Source organism: Streptomyces sp. NPDC041968, from assembly GCF_055589025.1.
Map to the genome: position 1 here is coordinate 222,993 of NZ_JBVJCB010000012.1, position 20,193 is coordinate 243,185.

Sequence of the window (20,193 nt, forward strand, 5' to 3'; positions counted from 1 at the left end):
GCGAGCCTATGTGTCCGCCGGTTCGGATGGTGTGAGCGGTGCAGGTGCTTCAAGTGCAACTGGAGGTCCGGCCCGACCCCTCGGAAGTGGGGCGTGCCAGACGGTGGGCGCGCTCACGGCTCGCCGGTGCCGGGATACGGGCCGACGAACCACTCGCCGAGACGCTCGTCCTGCTCGTCTCCGAACTCGTCACCAACGCCGTGGTGCACACCGGCCGTTCGGCCGTGCTGCGACTGGTGCTGCCGGGTCCGGTGATCGAGGAGACGCAGGAGGCGACCGTCCGCCTGGAGGTGGACGACGCCAGCGAACGGGCCCCGGTGCCCCGTTGCGTGGACGGCGAGGCGACGGGGGGCCGGGGGCTCGCCCTCGTCGACGGCCTCGCCGACCGCTGGGGCTGGAGCCGGGAGGGCGCCGGCAAGCGCATCTGGTGCGAACTGGACCGCTGCGGCGGGCGCGAGGAGACCGCGCCGGCCTGCGGGGGCGACGGCACGGTGACGTACGAGGGATTCGCGTTCGAGGTGGTGTGACGGCGGCGGCGCGTGGGGCGCCGGGTGCACGGAGCCCCGCTTCTCGCCGGAGCGGTGCGGCGGTGCGCCGGGGTGTGCTTCCGTGCGCGTCCCGTACGAACAGGGCGTGGGTGAGGAACCCCCCTGCGCCGGTTGACGGATCGTGACCGCCTCCTCACGCTGGGAGGCAGCGATTCGCCGTGAGGGGACGACGAGGGCTCGGTGACGGAGCCCTCGACGAGTGTGGGTCGTGATTCGGCGGCGGTGTCCTTCGGGGGCGGGGGGAGCCGGGCGGGGGGCGCCGGAGTCGGGTGGCGGCGCGCGGTGCCATGCTCGGGGCGGACAGCGCCGCGCCGCCGGCCGACGAGTTCCGCGGAGGATGCCGCGGGGGCTCGCTCACTCTCCACAGGCTGTGGACGACTCCGCCCGGAAGGTCCGCCGGTAGGCGGTCGGCGTGACCCCGAGCGCCGCCTGCAGATGCTGCCGCATCGACTGGGCCGTGCCGAACCCCGCGTCCCGGGCCACCTGGTCGACGGAGAGGGCGGTGGACTCCAGCAACTGCCGGGCCCGTTCGACCCGCTGCCGGGTGAGCCACTGACCGGGGCTGACGCCGGCCTCCTCGCGGAACCGGCGGGTGAAGGTCCGCACGGACATGGACTCCCGCTCCGCCATGTCCCGCAGCTGGATCGGCTCCTGGAGCCGGCCGAGCGCCCAGGCGCGGGCGTTGGTCGTGGAGGACTGCTGCGGGTCGGGCACCGGCCGCGCGACGTACTGGGCCTGCCCGCCGTCGCGGTGGGGCGGCACGACGGTGCGCCGGGCCACCTCGTTGGCGACGGCGGCGCCGTGGTCCCGGCGCACGATGTGCACGCACAGGTCGATGCCGGCCGCGACCCCGGCCGAGGTGAGCACGTCGCCGTCGTCGACGAACAGCACGTCCGGGTCGACCCGCACCTTCGGGAACAGCCGCTGGAAGTGCTCGGCGGAGGCCCAGTGCGTGGTCGCCGGACGGCCGTCCAGATGACCGGCGGCGGCGAGGACGTGGCCGCCCGTGCAGATCGCGACGAGCCGGGTGCCGGGCCGGACGTGGGCCAGCGCGGCGGCCAGCTCCGCGGTCAGCACGCCCCGCTCGTGCACCGGGCCCAGCTCGTAGGAGGCGGGGACGACGACCGTGTCGGCGGTCGCCAGGGCCTCGGGGCCGTTCTCGACCATGACGGCGAAGTCCGCGTCGGTGGCGACGGGTCCCGGCGGGCGGACCGAGCAGGTGACCACCTCGTACAAGGGGTGCCGCCGCTCGTCCCGGGCGAGCCCGAAGATCCGCTGCGGAATGCCGAGTTCGAAGGGGAGCAGGCCGTCGAGGGCGAGGACCACGACGCGGTGCGGCCGGGGCGGGGCGGACGGGCCGGGCGCGGTGGGCGGGCCGGACGTGGCGGAAAGGCCGGGCGCGGTGGGCGGGCCGGGTGGGTCCGGTGGGCCGGGGCGGCGGTCGGACGTCATGGCCCGATCCTAGCGAACCATGACCTTCGGGCCACTCGATCGGACGGGTGGCGCCCCGGAAGCTCTATGACGTGACCGAGACAACCGCCGCCGCAGCGGCCGACGCCCACCAGCCGGAGCCCGCCCGACCGCGCCCCCGGTTCCGGGTGCACCGCGCCTGGTGGGTCGCCGCCGTCACCTTCGTGACGATCATCGGTGCCGCCGCCTTCCGCTCGCTGCCCGGCATCCTCATCGACCCGCTCCAGGACGACTTCGGCTGGTCGCGCGGCACGATCGGCGCCGCCGTCTCCGTGAACCTCGCGCTCTACGGCCTGACGGCCCCCTTCGCCGCCGCGCTCATGGACCGCTTCGGCATCCGCCGGGTGGTCGCCGTCGCCCTGACCGTCATCGCGCTGGGCTCGGGGGCGACGGTCTGGATGGAGTCGGCCTGGGAGCTCATCCTCTGCTGGGGCCTGCTGGTCGGTCTCGGCTCCGGCTCGATGGCACTGGCCTTCGCGGCCACGGTCACCAACCGCTGGTTCACCCAGCGGCGCGGCCTGGTCACCGGCGTCCTCACCGCCGCCTCCGCCTCCGGACAGCTGATCTTCCTGCCGCTGCTGTCCTGGATCGTCGAGACGTACGACTGGCGTCCCGCGGCCGTCACGGTGGCTCTGGCCGCCCTCGCCGTCGTCCCCTTCGTCTGGCTGCTCCTGCACGACCACCCCGCCGACGTCGGCCAGAAGCCCTACGGCGCCACGGAGTTCGTCCCCAAGCCGGCCCCCGTCCCGGGCGCCGCCCGCCGCGCCCTGCGGGTCCTCTTCTCCGCCGCCCGCACCGGCCCGTTCTGGCTGCTGGCCGGCACCTTCGCGATCTGCGGCGCCTCCACCAACGGCCTGATCCAGACCCACTTCATCCCCGCCGCGCACGACCACCACATGCCGCTGACGACCGCCGCCTCGCTGCTCGCCGTCATCGGGGTGTTCGACGTGGTCGGCACGATCGCCTCCGGCTGGTTCACCGACCGCTTCGAACCGCGCCGCCTGCTCGCCGTCTACTACGCCCTGCGCGGGGTCTCCCTCCTCTTCCTCCCCGTGTTGCTCGGGCCGAGCGTCCACCCGCCGATGCTCTTCTTCATCGTCTTCTACGGCCTCGACTGGGTCGCCACCGTCCCGCCCACCCTCGCCCTGTGCCGCGAGCAGTACGGCGAGGACAGTGCGATCGTCTTCGGCTGGGTCCTCGCCTCCCACCAGGTCGGCGCCGCCCTCGTGGCCTTCCTCGGCGGCGTCGCCCGCGACCGCTTCGGCTCCTACGACGTGGTCTGGGTCGCCTCCGGCGCCCTGTGCGCGGCGGCGGCGCTGATGGCGCTGGTCATCCGTCGGCGGACGGCACCGGTGGCCGCCCTGTCGTGAGCGCCGGCGCGGGTCCGTCCCCCGCGCCCGTGGACGCGGGGGCGGCCCGGGTTCAGCGCGGCAGCCGGGAGGCCCGGGCCCCGTCCCGGCGGGCGAGCGCCTTGGCGATCCGCTCCGCGTCGCGGGCCAGCTCGCGGAGCATGCCGCTGATCGGGTTGGTGAAGCCGGTGAAGTACAGGCCGGGTGCGTCGGCCGGGGTGCGGGGGCCGTGGACGACCGGTCGGCCCCGCGCGTCGAGCACGCCGAGATGGCCGACCAGCCCCTCCAGCCCGCGGAGGTAGCCGGTGGCGGCGATCACCGCGTCGGGGGCGATCCGGGTGCCGTCGGCGAGGACCGCCTTGCCGTCCTCGAAGCCCTCCAGGGCGGTCACGATCTCCACCCGCCCGCCGCGCACCGCGTCGATCAGCCCGACGTCCTGCACCGGGATCGCGCCCTCGGCGGCCCGGGTGAGGAGGCCGGTGTCCGGGCGCGGCAGCCCGTGCGCCGACAGGTCGGGCGTGCTGATCCTGGCCAGCGGCCGGGCGAGCCGGTCGACCAGGCGGGCCGGCAGCCGCCGCACGAGGACGCCGTTGTACTGGGCGGGCCAGCCGGCCGTGGAGCGGCGGACGATGTGCGGCGCGGTGCGCACGGACAGCCGCACCCGGGCCGCCCCGCCCTCCACCAGGTCGACGGCGATCTCGGCGCCCGTGTTGCCGACGCCGACGACCAGCACGTCCCGGCCGGTGTAGGGGACCGCGTCGCGGTACTCGGCGGCGTGCCGGAGCTCGCCGGTGTACGTGTCCCGGCCGGGCCACTGCGGCAGGCGCGGGGTGTGGTTGTAGCCGGTGGCGACCACGACCGCGGCGCCGGTCAGCTCGCGGCCCCCGGAGGCGTGCAGCAGCCAGCCGGTGCCGTCGGGCGCACGCTCGACGCGGAAGACCTCCACGCCGGTGACGATCTCCAGCTGGTGGTGCTCGGCGTACTTCTCCAGGTACCGCACCACGTCGTCCCGGGACACCCACCGTCCGAAGCTGCGCGGCATCGGCAGGCCGGGCAGCGCGGACAGGCGGCGGGTGGTGTGCAGGCGCAGCCGGTCGTAGTGGCGCCGCCAGGAGGCGCCGACCCGGTCCTCCCGTTCCAGGACGACGGCCCGGATGCCGCGGGCCCGCAGGGCGTGGGCGACGGCGAGACCACCGGGACCGGCGCCGATGACGTACACGGGGCGGTCCGCGGGGTGGGCGGGCTGCGGTTCAGCGGACGCTGTGGAGTCGGCCATGCCGCGAGCGTAATCAAGGCTCCGGTTGATGGGTCTCGGTCAAGACCGGAATCGGTTGCGGATCGGTCACGGCCCCCGTCCGGGTGTGCCCGGCGGTCGGCTTGAATGGCTCGATGGCTTCCTCACGCATGCTCACCGTAGACCCGTCCCTCGGTGAACCCCGCGGCCACGGCCTGCGCCTGGGGTCCTGGGACGCCGGCTCCGACGCCGACGCGCGGACCTGGCTGCGCGGTTTCCTGGACGCGGAGTTCCAGCGCTGGAACACCCCGCTCACTCTGTGGACCGACCTCGAGGGCGCCCGCGAGTCGCTGCGCGGACGGGCCCGGGACGCCCGGGAGGGCCGGTCGGCGTCGTTCCGGATCACCGACGAGGAGAACGGCGCGGTGCTGGGCCACATCGGGGTGAACGAGATCAACCTGCCGCTGAAGCTGGCCCGGATCGGCTACTGGGTGCTCCCCGAGGCCCGCGGCCGGGGCGTCGCCACCCGCGCCCTGCTCCTCGCCTCGCGCTGGGCCTTCGCCGAACTCGGCCTGCACCGCCTGGAACTGGGCCACGCCGTCGAGCACGCGGCCTCCTGCCGGATCGCCGAACGCGGCGGGTACGCCTACGAGGGCACGCTGCGCGGGGCGATGTTCGAGGCCGGCCGGCACGACACGTTCCGCGACGCGCACCTGCACGCCCGCCTCTCGACGGACGCGGAACCGGCGGCGGACGGCCGTTGAGAGGCGGTGGGCCGCAGGGGCTCAGGGCCGCAGGGGCTCAGGGCCAGAGGAGGCCCTTGGTCCAGTTCCCGTCCTCCGAGCGCCGGTAGGCGAGCCGGACGTGACGGCGGCGGGCCTCGCCCTGGAAGAACTCCACCTCGTCGGGGTGCAGCCGGTACAGCGTCCAGGACGGGACGGGGGCGTCCGGTTCCCGGGCGGCCCGGTCCCAGGCCGCCCGCGAGGCGCGGGCCAGTTCGTCCGTCGAGTCCAGGTCCTCGCTCTGCCGTCCGGTGAGGGCGGCGGCCAGGGCACCGGTCGACCGTGCGTGCAGATCCGCCTGCGCCTCCCCGGCCGGGGCGACGGCGACCGGGCCGCGCAGCCGCACCTGGCGTCCCAGCACCGGCCAGTAGAAGACGAGCGCCGCGTACGGGCGGGCGGCGAGGTGGCGGCCCTTGCGGCTGTCGGCGTGCGTGGCGAAGGACCAGCCGTCCGCGTCCGCGCCGTGCAGCATCACCACCCGCGCGTCCGGCAGGCCGTCCGCGTCCGCCGTCGCCAGCGACACCGTGTGCGGCTCGGTCTGGCCGGCAGCCACCGCGTCGGCGAACCACCGGGCGAACAGGGGCAGGGGCTCGCCGGGCGCGGTGTCCGGGTCGAAGGGCGGCAGCTCGGTGACCGCCGCGTCCCACACCCGCAGCGACCTCAGCGACTCGTGGAGATCGGTTCCGTCCATGCCCCGATTGTCACGCGCCCCGCCGCGCCCCGCTGCCGCGCCCAGGCGGGAACGGTCGGACAGGCCCTAGACCGAACCGAGGTCGGAGGAGACCCAGCGCTCGGGCCGCATGCGGACGACGACCTGCTCGCCGTGGTTGGCGGTGGCGAAGGCGACGTACCCGTCGACCTTCTCGGCCGGGAGGTAGCGGGCGGTGATCTCCCGCAGGTGCTCCTCCGTGGCGGTGACCGTCTCCACGACCGGGCCCTCCACGGACACATACCGGATGGTGGGCTCCAGGCGGTCGACCAGCAGGGAGAACCGGCCCGCCGTCTTGATCAGCTGGTTCTTGCGGCTGTCGAGCCCGGTCATGATCCACACGTCGCCGCCGGGTGCGTACTGGTACCAGATCGGCACGCTCAGGGGGGCGCGGCCCGCCTCCGCGTCGACCGCGAGTGCGGCGACATGGGGTTCGGCCAGGAACTTCTCACGCTCTTCGCGGGTCAATGCCATCGCGGTCTCCTCCAGCGGGTGCAGCGGACACGGGCGTCGGTCGTCGAGCACAACACCGGCCGGGCGGGCGGCTGTTCCCCGGAGGATGACAGGACGGGGCGCCGCGCGACTGCCCGGCGTGCTACTTGGCGGGCTTCTTGCCCGTGACGCCCAGGTGCAGCAACAGGGCGAGGGTGGGCTTGAGTTCCGCCTGCTTGACGCCCCAGGAGGAGAATCCCTTCTGGTGCGAGGCGGCGGCCGCGAGCATGACGACGAGGGAACCGGCGATCGCCGCGGGGTTCACGTCCTTGTCGATCTTTCCCTTGGCCTGCAGTTCGGCGACGGAATCCGCGAGGGAGGAGTTCACCGAGTTCAGGATCTTCATGCGGATCTTGGCGAACCGTTTGTCGCCCTCCGCGGCACCCAGGTCGACGACCCGGAGAATGGCGTCGTTCTTCCGCCAGAACTCCAGGAATCCGTCGACGAGTTCCTGCGCCGTCTGCCAGCCGGCCTTGCCGACCCACGAGCGTCCGGCCGTCGACTCGGCCAGTCCGGCGCTGTCGGCGGCCATGTGCTCGGCGATCTCCAGGACGGCGCCTTCGACGTCCGGGAAGTACTGGTAGAAGGTGGCGGGCGAGGTGCCCGCCTTGCGGGCGACATCGATGACCTTGACATCGCGATAGGGGGAGGAGCTGAGCATTTCGCTGAGGCAGTCGAGCAGTTTCTGCCGGGTCGCCTGCCCACGTCGACCGGCCACGCGGCCGTCGACGGTACGCACTTGTCCTGTCATGCCGTCAGCTTACCGACGGGTGATCTGAGCGCGATTCGGCCGACTGCAAATGGGGTGCACGGGCGGCGCGAGGCTGGTGTGCCTGGTCTGCGCGGTGCGGGCCGCGCGGTTACTTTGACGGCATGGCCGAAAATGGGGCATCCGCGAAGCGGACATCCAGCGACCCGTCGTCGTCTCCCTCCCCGCGGCGGGAGGGCGTCCCCTGCTGGGTGGACGCGCAGCTTTCGGACGTCGAGGCGGGCAGGCGTTTCTACGGCGAACTCTTCGGGTGGACCTTCGAGGCGGCCGGGGACGCCGGGGAAGCGGGGGAGGGCCTCGTGTGGGCCCGCCTCGACGGCGAGCCCGTCGCCGCGCTGGTCCGCAAGACGGACGGGCGGATGCCCACGGTGTGGTCCGTGTTCTTCCACACCCCGGACGCCGGCGCGCTGGCCGGGCGCATCCGCGCGGCCGGGGGCCAGATCGTCGTCCCGCCCCACCCGCTCGGCACCCTGGGCACCACCGCCCTCGCCGCCGACCCCGAGGGCGCCGTCTTCGCCCTCTGGCAGCCGGACGACCACCCCGGCTTCGGACGCCGGCGCGTGCCGGGCGCCTTCGCCTGGGCCGAGCTGTACACCCGGGACACCGAGGCCGCCAACACCTTCTACGGCGACCTGTTCCACGACGCCCTCTTCGGCCCGGACGCCACCCCCGACTTCGGCCGCGCCCCGGTCACGGACGTCTTCGCCGCCGAGATGCCGCCGCACTTCCTCGTCCACTTCCTGGTCGAGGACGCCGAGGCCGCGCTCGGCGCGGTGACCCGGCTCGGCGGGCGGGTGCGCGTCCCGCCGTTCGAGACGTCCTACGGCGGGGTGGCCGTGGTCTCGGACGACCAGGGAGCGTCGTTCGCGCTGCTGCAACGCTGAACGGCGCCGCGCGTAGCACGTCCGTCTGCCCGGGATGGGATGAGACACCCTGATTGTCCTCAGGTTCGCCACCAGCGCTCCGGACAGGAAGAATCGGGGTGCGTGGCGCCACGGAGGTGCGGTGGTGAGACGCTGCACTTCGGTCGCGTACATATGTGGATGGCGCGGCCCGTACGGGGAGGTGGCAGGCAAGTGGTGGATCAGCTGACGCAGCACGATCCGCGGCGGATCGGGCCGTTCGAGGTGCTGGGGCGGCTCGGCGCCGGCGGCATGGGGCTGGTCTATCTCGCGCGCTCGGCGTCCGGCCGGCGCGTGGCGATCAAGACGGTCCGGACGGAGCTGGCGGAGGACCAGCTGTTCCGTGTCCGCTTCACGCGCGAGGTGGAGGCAGCCCGCGCGGTCTCCGGCTTCTACACGGCGGCCGTGGTCGACGCCGACCCGCGCGCGGCGGTCCCGTGGCTGGCCACCGCGTACGTCCCCGCGCCCTCCCTCGAGGAGATAGTGAACGAGTGCGGGCCGCTCCCGGCCCAGGCGGTGCGCTGGCTGGCGGCGGGCGTCGCGGAGGCGCTCCAGTCGATCCACGGCGCCGGACTGGTCCACCGCGACCTGAAGCCCTCCAACGTCCTGGTCGTCGAGGACGGGCCCCGGGTGATCGACTTCGGCATCGCGTCCGGCGTCTCCAACACCCGCCTGACCATGACGAACGTGGCCGTCGGCACCCCCGCCTACATGTCGCCCGAGCAGGCGAAGGACTCCCGCAGCGTCACCGGCGCCAGCGACGTGTTCTCGCTCGGCTCGATGCTGGTCTTCGCCGCCACCGGGCACCCGCCCTTCCACGGCGCCAACCCGGTCGAGACGGTCTTCATGCTGCTGCGCGAGGGCCCCGACCTGGAGGGCCTCCCGGACGAGCTGCGCCCGCTCATCGAGTCCTGTATGCAGATGGAGGCCACGGCCCGCCCCAACCCGGCCGACCTCCAGTCGCAGCTCGCCCCGCACCTGTTCGGTTCCGGCTCCGACGACAGCGGTACGGCGTCGGCGTGGCTGCCGGAGCGGGCGGTGGGCCTGATCGAGGGCCGCCGGGGCGGACGTCCCCCGGTCAAACTCGCCACGACGGCCGGTGGCCGTGGCCCGGCCGGCGCCCATCCCGTCGTACCGGCGCCGCCGCTCCCGCCGCCGCCCTCCCACGACCCGGTCGTCCCGGCGCCGCCGGTGCACGCCCCGCCGGTGCCCGCGCCGGCCGGCGCCCCCGACACCGGCCCGGTCCGGCTGGCCGGCGCCGCGGTGCCCATCGGCCCCGGCCCGCGCGTCGCCGACATGCGGGCCGCCGCCGTGGCGGCACCCCCGCCGGAGTCCGCCCTGGCCGCGTCCTGGTCCCGGGCCCGCCCCGGCGTGAACGGCGCCGACCCGGCCGTGACGGCCGCGCCGCCCGCCCCCGCCGCACCGCCCGAGGCGTCACCGGCCGGCTGGCGTCCGTGGCGCTTCCGCATGTCCAACGACGTGTGGGGTACCCCGTCCGTCGCCGGGGATCTCGTCTACGTCACCTCCTTCGAGGTGCACGCCCTCGACGTGGCCACCGGGCGCCGTCGCTTCAAGACCCGGGACGTCGCCTGGTCGATGGCGGTCGCGGACGGCCGTATCCACGCCTCCGACGGCCCGACCCTCTTCGCCCTGGACGCCCGCGAGGGGGGCGACCTGTGGCGGGTCCAGACCGACGCCTGGGTGTACTCCCTGCAGGCCGACCGGGGCACGGTCGTCACCGCCACCCGCGGCGGCGGCGTCCAGGCCTGGGAGGCCTCGGGCGGCCAGAAGCTGTGGGAGATCACCGGCTGCCAGAGCGACTTCGAGTCCCCGGAGGCGGGAGCCGCGGTCCACGAGGGCACGGTGTACGTCTGGCAGGACGCCCGGCTGCGCGCCCTGGACGCCCGTACCGGCGACGAGAGATGGTCGTACCCGATCGGCGACGCCGCCTCCTGCGGCGGGGTCCCGGTCCGGGTCGCCCCCGCCCCCGACGGCTACGTCTACGTCTCGGCCGGCACCCGGGTCCTCGCCCTGGAGGTCACGTCCGGTCACGTCCGCTGGCACTTCGAGGCCCCGGCGGTCTTCCTCGCCCCGCCGGCCTTCGTGCCGGGCCCGGCGGTGACCGGCGGCGGGGTCTACCTGGCCGACTACCTGGGCACCGTCTACGCCCTCGACGCCACCGACGGCCGCGACCGCTGGCGCATCGCCACCGAGGCACGGTCCTCGACCGACCCGGTCCTGGTCGCCGCCGGGCACGTCCACGTGGGCAGCGGCAAGGGCCTCTACACCCTGGACGCGGTGACGGGGACTCCCAAGTGGCGCTTCCAGGCGGGCGGCGACATCGTGGGCGCCCCCGCGGTCGCCGAGGGCCGGATCCACTTCGGCTCCACGGACCACCTGCTCTACACCCTGAAGGCCGACGACGGCCGCCTGCGCTGGAAACTGGCGACCGGCGGCGAGATCACCGGCTCCCCGGTCGTCCGCGACGGCATCGTGTACGCGTGCAGCAAGGACCGCTGCGTGTACGCGCTGGACGCGGAGAAGGGAACGGGGACGGCCCGCACGACCTGAGGCCGTGCGGGCCGTGCGGGCCGGCGGGAGCTTCGGGACACACGTCGGCCGCGGCGGCTCCCCTCCGCGCCGCCGCGGCCGATCCCCGTGGGGAGGAAGGTCTACCTGCCGTCCAGGTCCAGGGCGGGCGGGGCCGGCATGGCGTTGTCCATCGTCGTGATCGCGTCCCGCGCGGGCCCGCTCGGCATGGCGTTGTCGAGCGTGGTGACGGTCTCGTCGTTCGCCGGCGGAGCCGGCATCGCGTTGTCCTGCGGCGTGGCCGCGGCGTCCTTGTTCGGGTCGCTCATGTCTTCAGTCCTTTGCTGCGGAGTCGGCGAGTGGGCAACGCCCGCCCGGTGGCTCCCCCGTGGGCCGCCGGACGGGCGTTCGGAGCCGCACGATACTTCCCGGGCTCCCGGCCACCCCGTCTGCCCCCCGACGCGACGGTGTGACGGGTACGACTCTGCCGCAGGGCGATAAACGAACGCTGAACGCCGTCGTCGGCCCCCCCGGCCGGCCCCCCGGGCCGGGCCGGGCCGGTTCAGGCGGCGGTGGCCGGCGCGAGGAGGGCCTGCACCTCGGCGGCCTGCGGGGCGCCGCACTGCTGGAAGAGGCTGAGCGCCTCCTGCCAGCAGGCCTTGGCCCGGTCGGCCTGTCCCAGCCCGGCCAGTGAACGCCCCAGCAGTGTCAGCACGTTGCCCCGCATCCGGTCGCCGCCGATGCAGCCCAGCGCCAGCGCCTGCTCCGCGTGCCGGGCGGCCTGCGCCGGGCGGTGGGCCGCCAGGTGCACCTCGGCGATACGGAAGTTGGTCGTCCCCTGCCAGAGGCGCTGCCGGTGGACCTCGAAGATGCGCAGGGCGTCGGCGAACTGCTCCAGGGCCTCGCCGTGGCGGTCGGCCGCGGTCAGCGCGATGCCGAGGGTGAAGTGCCCGTTGGCCAGGCGCATCGTCCTGCCGATGTCGAGCTGGGCGGTCAGTCCGCGGTGCGCGATGGCCACCGCCTTCGCGGTGTTGCCCATCCCCAGGTGGGCGCGGGACAGGTTGCACAGGCTGAGCGCCTCGCCGGCGCGGTTGCCCGCCGCGCGGTAGCCCTCGATGGCCTGCTCCAGGAAGGTCCTGCCGTCCGCGTACCGGCCCTGGTGCAGCGAGATCAGCCCCCGGTCGTTGGCGACCCAGCTGACGGCGGTCGTGTCCTGCTCGGACTCCGCCAGCGACATGGCCGTCTCCGCCTGCTCGGCGGCCTGCTGGATACGGCCGGAGACCAGGAGGACGTTGGTGAGGGTCGTGCGGGCCCTGCCCTGCGCGCGCCGGTCACCGGCGGCTTCCGTGGCCTCGCACATCGCCCTGGCCGTCGTCTCGTACTGGCGCGAGTCGGCGCCGGACTCCGCCAGGTCCTTCGCCGCCCACAGCAGGTCCACCGCCCGCCGTAGCCGGTCCGTCCCGGCGGACTGCCGCACGCAGGCCAGCAGGGGCGACGCCTCGCTGTACAGCCAGTCCCGCGCCGCCGGTCCCTCGGTGAAGACGAGCCCGGGGTACGCCGTCGGCTCCAGGCCGTCCACCAGCCGGTCCCCGGGCCGCTCGATCGCGTAGACCGCCGCCGCCGTGGCCAGGTAGAAGTCCAGCAACCGCGACAGCGCGGCCCCCCGTTCGCCCGGCGGGTGCTCGTCCCGCTCGGCGCACGCACGCGCGTAGAGGCGGACCAGGTCGTGCAGCCGGTAGCGGCCCGGCGCCGCCGACTCCAGCAGCGAGGTGTCCACCAGGGACTCCAGCAGGTCCTCGGTGTCCTCGGCGGGCAGGTCCAGTACCGCCGCCGCGGCGGCCAGGGAGATGTCCGGGCCGTCGGCCAGGCCCAGCAGGCGGAAGGCGCGGGCCTGGGCCGGTTCCAGTTGGCCGTAGCCCAGTTCGAAGGTGGCCTTGACGGCCAGGTCCCCGGCCTGGAGTTCGTCCAGGCGGCGGCGTTCGTCGGCCAGCTTCGCGGCGAGGACGGACACCGTCCAGGTGCGGCGGGCCGCCAGCCGGGACGCGGCGATGCGGATGGCCAGGGGCAGGAAACCGCACGCCCCGACCACGTCCAGTGCCGCCTCCCGCTCCGAGGACACCCGCTCCTCGCCCACGATCCTGGTGAAGAGCGCCAGCGCCTCGTCCGGCGACATCACGTCCAGGTCGACCAGGTGCGCCCCGGCGAGGTCCACCATCCGCACCCGCGAGGTCACCAGCGCCGCGCAGCCCTCCGTGCCGGGCAGCAGCGGGCGCACCTGGGCGGCGTCCCGGGCGTTGTCGAGGAGGACGAGGACGCGGCGGCCGTCCAGGACGGACCGGTAGAGCGCGGCCCGTTCCGCGAGGGAGTCGGGGACGGCGGAGTCGGCCGTGCCGAGGGCACGCAGGAAGGAGCCCAGCACCGTCTCCGGTTCCGCGGAGCGCCCGCCCGCCCCCTGGAGGTCGACGTAGAGCTGCCCGTCGGGGAAGGCGGCCCGCGCCCGGTGGGCGACGTGCACCGCGAGGGTGGTCTTGCCGACGCCGCCGATCCCGGCCAGCGCCGAGACCGCCATCACCCGGCCCGCCGCCCCGTGCCCGGAGGCCGAGGCCAGTACGTCGCTCAGCTCGCGGACCAAGGACGCGCGTCCGGTGAAGTCGGGCACCGTGGCGGGGAGCTGGGCCGGGCGGACCGGGGCCGTCGTCGTCTCGGCGGCCGGTGCCGACGGTTCGGCCAGGTCCGGGTCGGCCCGGAGGATGCGCTGCTGGAGTCCCTGGAGGCCGGGGCGCGGGTCGACGCCCAGTTCGTCGGCGAGCAGGCGCCGGGTGTCGGCGTAGACGGCGAGGGCCTCGGCCTGGCGTCCGCTGCGGTAGAGGGCCAGCATCAGCAGCTCGCGCAGGCGTTCCCGCAGCGGGTGCGCCGCGGTGAGCGCCGTCAGCTCCGAGACGGCCTCCGCGTGGCAGCCCTGTTCCAGGTCCATGTCGAGGCAGGTTTCGAGGAGTTGGAGCCGCCACTCCTCCAGGCGGACGCGCTGGGCCTCGGCGTAGGGGCCCGGTACGCCGGCCAGCGCCTCGCCGTCCCACAGCGCCAGCGCGCGGCGCAGCACGTCGCGGGCGTGGCACAGGTCCCCGGCGCCGCGCGCCTTCTCCGCGGCGGCGGCCAGGTCCTGGGCCCGCGCGAGGTCCGACGCCCCCTCGGCCAGGCCCCGCACCGCGTACCCGCCGGACTCGCTCACCAGGACGCCGGGGTCCAGAACCTTCCGCAGCCGGGACGCGTACGTCCGCACCGCCGCCAGCGCCTGCGAGGGCGGTTCCTCGCCCCACAGGGCGTCGATCAGCTCGGCGGCCGTGGCCGTGCGGCCCTCGCGCAGCAGCAGGGCGGCCAGCAGGGCCCGCTGCTGCGGGGAGCCCGTGGCCAGCGGTTCCTCGCCGCGCCAGGCGCGCACCGGCCCGAGCACACCGAAGCGCAGCGCGGCCGGGTCGGGACGCCGCTGCTCCGGGACCTGCGGTACACCGTCCATGCAGTCCCCCTAGACATCCTGAGCAACTACGTCAGTTTGCCTTGTTCATGCCGACCTCGTCAGCCGTGGGAGACGCCGATCACAGGTCCCTCACCTGCTCCCTCACCCCTCCAGGTCCACCCGTACCGTCAGCAGCCCCGGTCCGACCCCCATGGCCCGCACCGCCAGGCTGTTGAACCGGGGGAGGAGCCGCAGCCGCGCCACCGGGTCGTCGTCGGGCAGGACGTGGGCCGTCCCGGCGTACCAGCGGCCGCGTACGCGGACCCGGACCCGCGGGTCGGCGCGGATGTTGCGGACGTACTGGGACCGCTCACCGAACTCCGACACCAGCCAGAAGGAGCCGCCCACCCGCCGCCCGCCGACCGGCGTGCGGCGGGGGAGGCCGGAGACGCGGCCGGTGGTCTCCAGCAGGGTCTGGGTCGGCAGCCGGCGCAGGAGGGCGTTGAGGCGGCGCTGGACGGCCGTGACCGTCCGGTACTTCCGCTCGGCGTACGTCGGCCGGGGGGTGCCGGCGGGCTCGGGGGTGCTGGAGGATCTCGTCATCGCGCGTTCACGCTCCCGTCTCGTGTGCCTCCATGTTCCCCGGAAAACCTGAAGGGGAAGGTAGGTGGCTGGGCCAAGAGACGGGCGGTACGGTCGTGCGGGTCGTGACCTGGAATCTGTGGTGGCGGTTCGGGCCGTGGGCCGACCGGCAGAAGGCGATCCTCGCCGTGCTGCGGGAGCTGCGGCCGGATGTCGTCGGTCTCCAGGAGGTGTGGGCCGCCGACGACGGCTCGAACCTCGCGCAGTGGCTGGCCGGTGAACTCGGCCTGCACTGGGCCTTCGCCGCGTCCGAGGCCCCCGGGCGGTGGCAGCGGCGGATCGGGGACGACACGGTGGGCATCGGCAACGCCGTGCTCAGCCGCTGGCCGGTGACGCGGCGGGCGGCGCTGCGGCTGCCCGCTCCCGAGGAGTTCGACGACGGGCGCCTCGCGTTCCACGCGCTGCTGGACGCGCCCGGCCACCCCGTCCCCTTCTTCACCACCCACCTGAACTCGGGCGCCCACGCGGCGGCGGTGCGCCGCGAACAGGGCGCGGCGCTGGCGGAGTTCGTCGCCCGTCACCGGGACGGGCCCGGCTTCTTCCCACCCGTCGTCACCGGCGACTTCAACGCGACCCCGGACTCCGCGGAGGTCCGGCTCCTCACCGGGGCCGCCGTCCCCGCGGGGGCCGCCCTGCTCGACGCCTGGGAGCACGCCGACCCGTCGGCGCCGTCCGCCACCTGGGACGGCGCCAACCCGTACATCCCGGGCGGGTCGGGGCCGGGCGCCCGGATCGACCACGTCCACGTGGGTCCGCCGGGGCCGGGCGGGCTCGGCCGGGTCCGTGCCGCGCGCCGGGCCGGCGACGGCCCCGTGGACGGCGTCTGGCCCTCCGACCACGCGGCGGTCGTCGTGGACCTGGAAGGGCCCTGACTCCCACCCGGACGCCCCGCCGCCCCCGGGCTACCGCCCCAGGAAAATCGGATTCGTGAACGCCGCCAGCGCCCCCGGCACCGGTCCCGCCGCCGCCTCGTGGCGCAGTTCGGCACGGACGTACGCCGCGTAGGAGGCGGTCGTCCGCCATTCCACGGTGCCGGTGCCGGACACCGGCAGCGGGGCGCTGGTGAAGAGCACGCCCTGGTCGGTGACGAGGCGGACCGTGCAGCGCGGGGCGCCCGTCGCCTCCAGGCGGACGGTGACCGGGGTCTCGTCGTCCACGCGCAGCCGCTCGCCGATGCCGGCGTGCTCGCCCCGGCCGCCCGAGGCGGTGAAGGCCAGCGACACCTTCGAGGACTCGGCGACGTACGAACGCCCCGCCCGCAGGCCCTCCTGGACGGCCTCCCGGGTCAGGTCGTCGGCGAGGACGACGGTCTGCGGGCGGCCGATCACGTCCGGGGCGCGGTGGGAGTCACTGCTGCCCATCGCGGGCAGCCACCCCCTGCCGTCCCGCCCGTCCCGCACGGAGGCGACCAGCATGCCGTCCCAGTCGGCCAGCGCCACCTCGTCGTCGGGTGTGTAGGCCCCGTTCCACACCTCGACCACGTCGGCCTCCCCGAAGCCGAACTTCCAGTTGCAGCCGATGCAGGTGGCGTGCGGGTGGGCCGGCACCACCAGGCCGCCGGCCCGGCGGATCTGACGCGCGAACCGGCCGAAGCGGTTGTCGCGGGCCCGGTAGCGCCAGTCGACGAAGGTGCCGGGGTCGGTGCCGACGGCGACGACGTGCCCGTTGCGGGTCGTCACCTCCTCGCCCAGCATGACCAGCAGGTCGTCACCGGCCACCTCCGCCCAGTGGGCGTGCGCCGAGTGCGTGTTGTGTTCCGAGGAGTTGATGAAGTCCAGCCCCGCCGCCCGCGCCAGCTCCGCGATCTCGGCGAGGGTGTAGCGGCCGTCGGAGTACACGGAGTGCAGGTGGCAGTCGCCCCGGTACCAGGCCCGCCCCCGCCCCTTGGCGCGCTCGGGCGGGTACACCGGCCGCACGGCCTCGCCCTGCTCGCCGTAGGTCAGCGTGATCGTGATCTCGTACGACAGCCCCTGCGGAGCCACCGTGTACGGGCCGAGCGCGATGTGCCACCTGCCCGGCCGCACCGGTCCCGGGAGGTACCCGGGGGTCGCCTCGTCCGCCCGCACGAAGAACTCCGTGCGCGCCCCGCCCGACCAGCCCCGGAAGCCCCGGCCGCCCAGGTCGGTGCCCCGCTCGTCGAAGAGGCCGATGTCGAGGGCGTTGCCCGCGGTGCCCGCCGGGACGGCGGGGCGGTCGTAGGTGTAGGCGACGTGGATCTCCCGGACCCCGGCCGGGACGTCGACGGGTACGTACACGAAGTCGGGGGAGCCGGTGGGCAGGGTGCCGCGCACCGTTCTGCTCCGCCGCTCCCGGGGTGCCGCCGACGCGAAGCTCACGCTTCCCCACGTAAGCGCTGCGGCGGCTCCCGTCGCGAACACCGCGCGCCTGCCGATCCCGCTGTGGTCGTCCTCGCACATGCTGCTGCTCCCAGGGTGTCGTGAGTGACCTGACGTGGGTGGTGCAGGGTGGTGCGTGCAACCCTCGTATTGAGCCGTGAACTCCCGTGCAAGGAAAGGGGTTCGGGGCATGGAGAGCGAGAAACCGCCCGGTGGGGAGAGGCGCGGGGCGGGGCGGGGCGGCCGGGCGGCGGCGGGCGGGCCCCCGCGTCTCGATCACCCCGCTCGTATGCTCGAAGGATGACGACTTCCGCGACCCCCGGAACCGGCCCCGCAGGCCCCACCGAGAACGCCCTGCGCCGCGCCCTCAAACGCGCGCGGGACGGTGTCGCCCTCGACGTGTCCGAGGCCGCGGTGCTGCTCCAGGCCCGCGGCGAGCACCTCGCCGACCTCACCGCGTCCGCCGCCCGGGTCCGGGACGCGGGCCTCCAGGCCGCGGGCCGCCCCGGCGTCATCACGTACTCCAAGAGCGTCTTCATCCCCCTGACCCGGCTGTGCCGGGACAAGTGCCACTACTGCACCTTCGTCACCGTCCCCGGCAAGCTGCGCCGCGCGGGGCACGGGATGTTCATGTCCCCCGACGAGGTGCTCGACATCGCCCGGCGCGGTGCCGCCCTCGGCTGCAAGGAAGCGCTGATCACCCTCGGTGACAAGCCCGAGGACCGCTGGCCCGAGGCCCGCGAGTGGCTCGACGCGCACGGCTACGACGACACGATCGCCTACGTCCGCGCCATCTCGATCCGCGTCCTGGAGGAGACGGGCCTCCTGCCACACCTCAACCCGGGCGTCCTGACCTGGACGGACTTCCAGCGCCTCAAGCCGGTCGCCCCCTCCATGGGCATGATGCTGGAGACCACCGCGACCCGCCTGTGGTCCGAGCCCGGCGGCCCCCACCACGGCTCCCCGGACAAGGAGCCCGCGGTGCGCCTGCGCGTCCTGGAGGACGCCGGCCGCTCCTCGGTGCCCTTCACCTCCGGTGTCCTGATCGGCATCGGCGAGACGTACGAGGAGCGCGCCGAGTCGCTCTTCGCGCTGCGCAAGGTCTCCCGCGCCTACCACGGCATCCAGGAACTGATCATCCAGAACTTCCGCGCCAAGCCGGACACCGCGATGCGCGGCATGCCCGACGCGGAGCTGGACGAACTGGTCGCCACGGTGGCCGTCGCCCGGCACATCATGGGTCCCTCGGCCTGCCTCCAGGCGCCCCCGAACCTGGTCGACGCCGAGTACGAGCGGCTGATCGGCGCGGGCATCGACGACTGGGGCGGGGTCTCCCCCCTCACCATCGACCACGTCAACCCCGAGCGTCCCTGGCCGCAGATCGACGAACTCGCCGAGAAGTCCCGCACGGCCGGCTTCGAGCTGCGCGAACGCCTCTGCGTGTACCCGGAGTTCGTCCGGCGCGGCGAGCCCTGGCTGGACCCGCGGCTGCGTCCGCACGTGGCGGCCCTCGCCGACCCCGCCACCGGCCTGGCCCGCGAGGATGCGACCGTCGAGGGCCATCCGTGGCAGGAGCCGGACGAGGCGTTCACCGCCTCCGGCCGCACCGACCTGCACACCACGATCGACACCGAGGGCCGTACCTCGGACCGCCGCGACGACTTCGACGAGGTGTACGGCGACTGGGGCGCCCTGCGCGAGGCCGCCGCCCCCGGCATGGCACCCGAGCGCATCGACACCGACGTGCGCCAGGCGCTGGCCACGGCGGCCGACGACCCCACGAGGCTGACCGACGACGAGGCCCTCGCCCTGCTGCACGCCGACGGCCCGGCGCTGGACGCCCTGTGCCGGGTAGCCGACGACGTCCGGAAGTCCGTCAACGGCGACGACGTGACCTACATCGTCACCCGCAACATCAACTTCACCAACGTCTGCTACACCGGCTGCCGTTTCTGCGCCTTCGCCCAGCGCCGCACCGACGCCGACGCGTACACGCTCTCCCTGGAGCAGGTCGCCGACCGTGCCCAGCAGGCCTGGGACGTGGGCGCGGTCGAGGTCTGCATGCAGGGCGGCATCCACCCCGACCTGCCCGGCACGGCGTACTTCGACATCGCGCGGGCGGTCAAGGAACGCGTCCCCGGCATGCACGTGCACGCCTTCTCGCCCATGGAGGTCGTCAACGGCGCGACCCGTACCGGCCTGTCGATCCGCGAGTGGCTGAGCGCCGCCAAGGAGGCGGGGCTCGACTCGATCCCCGGCACGGCGGCGGAGATCCTCGACGACGAGGTCCGCTGGATCCTCACCAAGGGCAAGCTGCCGACGGCCACCTGGATCGAGGTCGTCGAGACCGCCCACGAGCTGGGCATCCGTTCCAGCTCCACGATGATGTACGGCCACGTCGACCAGCCCCGCCACTGGCTGGGCCACCTGCGCACCCTCGCCGGCATCCAGCAGCGCACGGGCGGCTTCACGGAGTTCGTGACGCTGCCGTTCATCCACACCAACGCGCCGGTGTACCTGGCGGGCATCGCGCGGCCCGGCCCCTCCGTGCGCGACAACCGCGCGGTGACGGCGATGGCCCGCCTCCTCCTGCACCCGCACATCCCCAACATCCAGACAAGCTGGGTGAAACTGGGCACCGAGGGTGCGGCGGAGATGCTCCGCTCCGGCGCCAACGACCTCGGCGGCACACTCATGGAGGAGACGATCTCCCGCATGGCCGGCTCGTCGTACGGCTCGTACAAGTCGGTCAAGGACCTGGTCGCGGTCGCGGAGGCGGCGGGCCGCCCGGCGAAGCCCCGCACGACGCTGTACGGGCCGGTACCGCAGGAGCGGCAGCGGGCGGCGACGGAGTCGGACGGGCACCTGCCGGAGCTGCTGCCGGTGCTGGACTGACGGGTGCGCCTCCCGGGCCGGGGCACGGGCCGCCCGCAGTACGATGATCGGGCCCCCGGTGTGTCGGGGTTCTCGTAGCTGA

At 74.6% G+C, this 20,193-nt stretch carries 16 protein-coding genes; 7 read left to right on the plus strand and 9 right to left on the minus strand.

Annotated elements, in window-relative coordinates; all coding sequences use genetic code 11:
- Nucleotides 1-53: 53 nt before the first annotated feature.
- Nucleotides 54-527, plus strand: a complete 474-nt coding sequence (locus ACZ6EG_RS27745; RefSeq protein ID WP_391971378.1) for an ATP-binding protein — start codon at nt 54-56, stop codon at nt 525-527.
- Nucleotides 528-902: 375 nt separating this feature from the next.
- On the opposite strand, the gene ACZ6EG_RS27750 is transcribed toward ACZ6EG_RS27745, so the two are convergent.
- Nucleotides 903-2,000 (minus strand): GlxA family transcriptional regulator, encoded by a 1,098-nt coding sequence (locus tag ACZ6EG_RS27750; protein ID WP_469608491.1) that lies wholly within the window; start codon nt 1,998-2,000, stop codon nt 903-905.
- 71 nt (nt 2,001-2,071) lie between these two features.
- Here ACZ6EG_RS27750 and ACZ6EG_RS27755 point away from each other — a divergent pair, with 71 nt between their 5' ends.
- Nucleotides 2,072-3,388, plus strand: coding sequence for an MFS transporter (locus ACZ6EG_RS27755; RefSeq protein ID WP_469608494.1), 1,317 nt, complete (start codon nt 2,072-2,074; stop codon nt 3,386-3,388).
- Between the two features lie 52 nt (nt 3,389-3,440).
- Here ACZ6EG_RS27755 and ACZ6EG_RS27760 read toward each other — a convergent pair whose 3' ends face one another.
- Nucleotides 3,441-4,643 carry a flavin-containing monooxygenase gene (locus ACZ6EG_RS27760; protein WP_469608497.1) on the minus strand — a complete coding sequence of 401 codons (1,203 nt, stop codon included), beginning with the start codon at nt 4,641-4,643 and terminating at the stop codon, nt 3,441-3,443.
- Between the two features lie 113 nt (nt 4,644-4,756).
- Here ACZ6EG_RS27760 and ACZ6EG_RS27765 point away from each other — a divergent pair, with 113 nt between their 5' ends.
- On the plus strand, nt 4,757-5,365 hold the full coding sequence (locus ACZ6EG_RS27765) for a GNAT family N-acetyltransferase (protein ID WP_391971199.1): 609 nt from the start codon (nt 4,757-4,759) through the stop codon (nt 5,363-5,365).
- 37 nt (nt 5,366-5,402) lie between these two features.
- On the opposite strand, the gene ACZ6EG_RS27770 is transcribed toward ACZ6EG_RS27765, so the two are convergent.
- From ACZ6EG_RS27770 to ACZ6EG_RS27780, 3 genes are all read right to left on the minus strand, one after another.
- Nucleotides 5,403-6,074: a pyridoxine/pyridoxamine 5'-phosphate oxidase gene (locus ACZ6EG_RS27770; RefSeq protein WP_469608501.1), complete on the minus strand. Its 672-nt coding sequence runs from the start codon at nt 6,072-6,074 to the stop codon at nt 5,403-5,405.
- A 66-nt stretch (nt 6,075-6,140) separates the two neighbouring features.
- Nucleotides 6,141-6,566, minus strand: a complete 426-nt coding sequence (locus ACZ6EG_RS27775; RefSeq protein ID WP_469608504.1) for a pyridoxamine 5'-phosphate oxidase family protein — start codon at nt 6,564-6,566, stop codon at nt 6,141-6,143.
- A gap of 121 nt (nt 6,567-6,687) precedes the next feature.
- Nucleotides 6,688-7,323: a TetR family transcriptional regulator gene (locus tag ACZ6EG_RS27780; RefSeq protein WP_356608703.1), complete on the minus strand. Its 636-nt coding sequence runs from the start codon at nt 7,321-7,323 to the stop codon at nt 6,688-6,690.
- 134 nt (nt 7,324-7,457) lie between these two features.
- On the opposite strand from ACZ6EG_RS27780, the gene kbpA reads away from it, so the two are divergent.
- The gene (gene kbpA, locus ACZ6EG_RS27785; protein ID WP_391971196.1) at nt 7,458-8,237 is read left to right on the plus strand and encodes an AfsK-binding protein KbpA; all 780 of its coding nucleotides are present in this window, start codon (nt 7,458-7,460) and stop codon (nt 8,235-8,237) included.
- Nucleotides 8,238-8,429: 192 nt separating this feature from the next.
- Nucleotides 8,430-10,826, plus strand: a complete 2,397-nt coding sequence (gene afsK / locus ACZ6EG_RS27790) for a protein serine/threonine kinase AfsK (protein ID WP_391971195.1) — start codon at nt 8,430-8,432, stop codon at nt 10,824-10,826.
- Nucleotides 10,827-10,927: 101 nt separating this feature from the next.
- Here the strand turns inward: afsK and afsS are convergent, their stop codons facing one another.
- From afsS to ACZ6EG_RS27805, 3 genes are all read right to left on the minus strand, one after another.
- Nucleotides 10,928-11,113: a regulatory protein AfsS gene (gene afsS, locus ACZ6EG_RS27795; RefSeq protein WP_469608509.1), complete on the minus strand. Its 186-nt coding sequence runs from the start codon at nt 11,111-11,113 to the stop codon at nt 10,928-10,930.
- Nucleotides 11,114-11,346: 233 nt separating this feature from the next.
- Nucleotides 11,347-14,298, minus strand: a complete 2,952-nt coding sequence (gene afsR / locus ACZ6EG_RS27800; RefSeq protein ID WP_391971193.1) for an SARP-family global regulator AfsR — start codon at nt 14,296-14,298, stop codon at nt 11,347-11,349.
- A 102-nt stretch (nt 14,299-14,400) separates the two neighbouring features.
- Nucleotides 14,401-14,841, minus strand: coding sequence for a nitroreductase/quinone reductase family protein (locus ACZ6EG_RS27805; RefSeq protein WP_391971192.1), 441 nt, complete (start codon nt 14,839-14,841; stop codon nt 14,401-14,403).
- 95 nt (nt 14,842-14,936) lie between these two features.
- Here ACZ6EG_RS27805 and ACZ6EG_RS27810 point away from each other — a divergent pair, with 95 nt between their 5' ends.
- Nucleotides 14,937-15,752, plus strand: a complete 816-nt coding sequence (locus ACZ6EG_RS27810; RefSeq protein WP_469608514.1) for an endonuclease/exonuclease/phosphatase family protein — start codon at nt 14,937-14,939, stop codon at nt 15,750-15,752.
- Between the two features lie 30 nt (nt 15,753-15,782).
- On the opposite strand, the gene ACZ6EG_RS27815 is transcribed toward ACZ6EG_RS27810, so the two are convergent.
- On the minus strand, nt 15,783-17,297 hold the full coding sequence (locus ACZ6EG_RS27815; RefSeq protein WP_469608518.1) for a CehA/McbA family metallohydrolase: 1,515 nt from the start codon (nt 17,295-17,297) through the stop codon (nt 15,783-15,785).
- A gap of 219 nt (nt 17,298-17,516) precedes the next feature.
- Here ACZ6EG_RS27815 and ACZ6EG_RS27820 point away from each other — a divergent pair, with 219 nt between their 5' ends.
- On the plus strand, nt 17,517-20,111 hold the full coding sequence (locus tag ACZ6EG_RS27820) for a bifunctional FO biosynthesis protein CofGH (RefSeq protein ID WP_391971189.1): 2,595 nt from the start codon (nt 17,517-17,519) through the stop codon (nt 20,109-20,111).
- The last annotated feature ends 82 nt before the right edge of the window (nt 20,112-20,193 follow it).

Coding starts and splice junctions, on each gene's coding strand:
- ACZ6EG_RS27820 (WP_391971189.1), top strand. CDS start 17,517: ATGACGACTTCCGCGACCCCCGGAACCGGCCCCGCAGGCCCCACCGAG.
- afsS (WP_469608509.1), bottom strand. CDS start 11,113: ATGAGCGACCCGAACAAGGACGCCGCGGCCACGCCGCAGGACAACGCG.
- ACZ6EG_RS27815 (WP_469608518.1), bottom strand. CDS start 17,297: ATGTGCGAGGACGACCACAGCGGGATCGGCAGGCGCGCGGTGTTCGCG.
- ACZ6EG_RS27775 (WP_469608504.1), bottom strand. CDS start 6,566: ATGGCATTGACCCGCGAAGAGCGTGAGAAGTTCCTGGCCGAACCCCAT.
- ACZ6EG_RS27750 (WP_469608491.1), bottom strand. CDS start 2,000: ATGACGTCCGACCGCCGCCCCGGCCCACCGGACCCACCCGGCCCGCCC.
- kbpA (WP_391971196.1), top strand. CDS start 7,458: ATGGCCGAAAATGGGGCATCCGCGAAGCGGACATCCAGCGACCCGTCG.
- ACZ6EG_RS27765 (WP_391971199.1), top strand. CDS start 4,757: ATGGCTTCCTCACGCATGCTCACCGTAGACCCGTCCCTCGGTGAACCC.
- ACZ6EG_RS27805 (WP_391971192.1), bottom strand. CDS start 14,841: ATGACGAGATCCTCCAGCACCCCCGAGCCCGCCGGCACCCCCCGGCCG.
- ACZ6EG_RS27770 (WP_469608501.1), bottom strand. CDS start 6,074: ATGGACGGAACCGATCTCCACGAGTCGCTGAGGTCGCTGCGGGTGTGG.
- afsR (WP_391971193.1), bottom strand. CDS start 14,298: ATGGACGGTGTACCGCAGGTCCCGGAGCAGCGGCGTCCCGACCCGGCC.
- ACZ6EG_RS27760 (WP_469608497.1), bottom strand. CDS start 4,643: ATGGCCGACTCCACAGCGTCCGCTGAACCGCAGCCCGCCCACCCCGCG.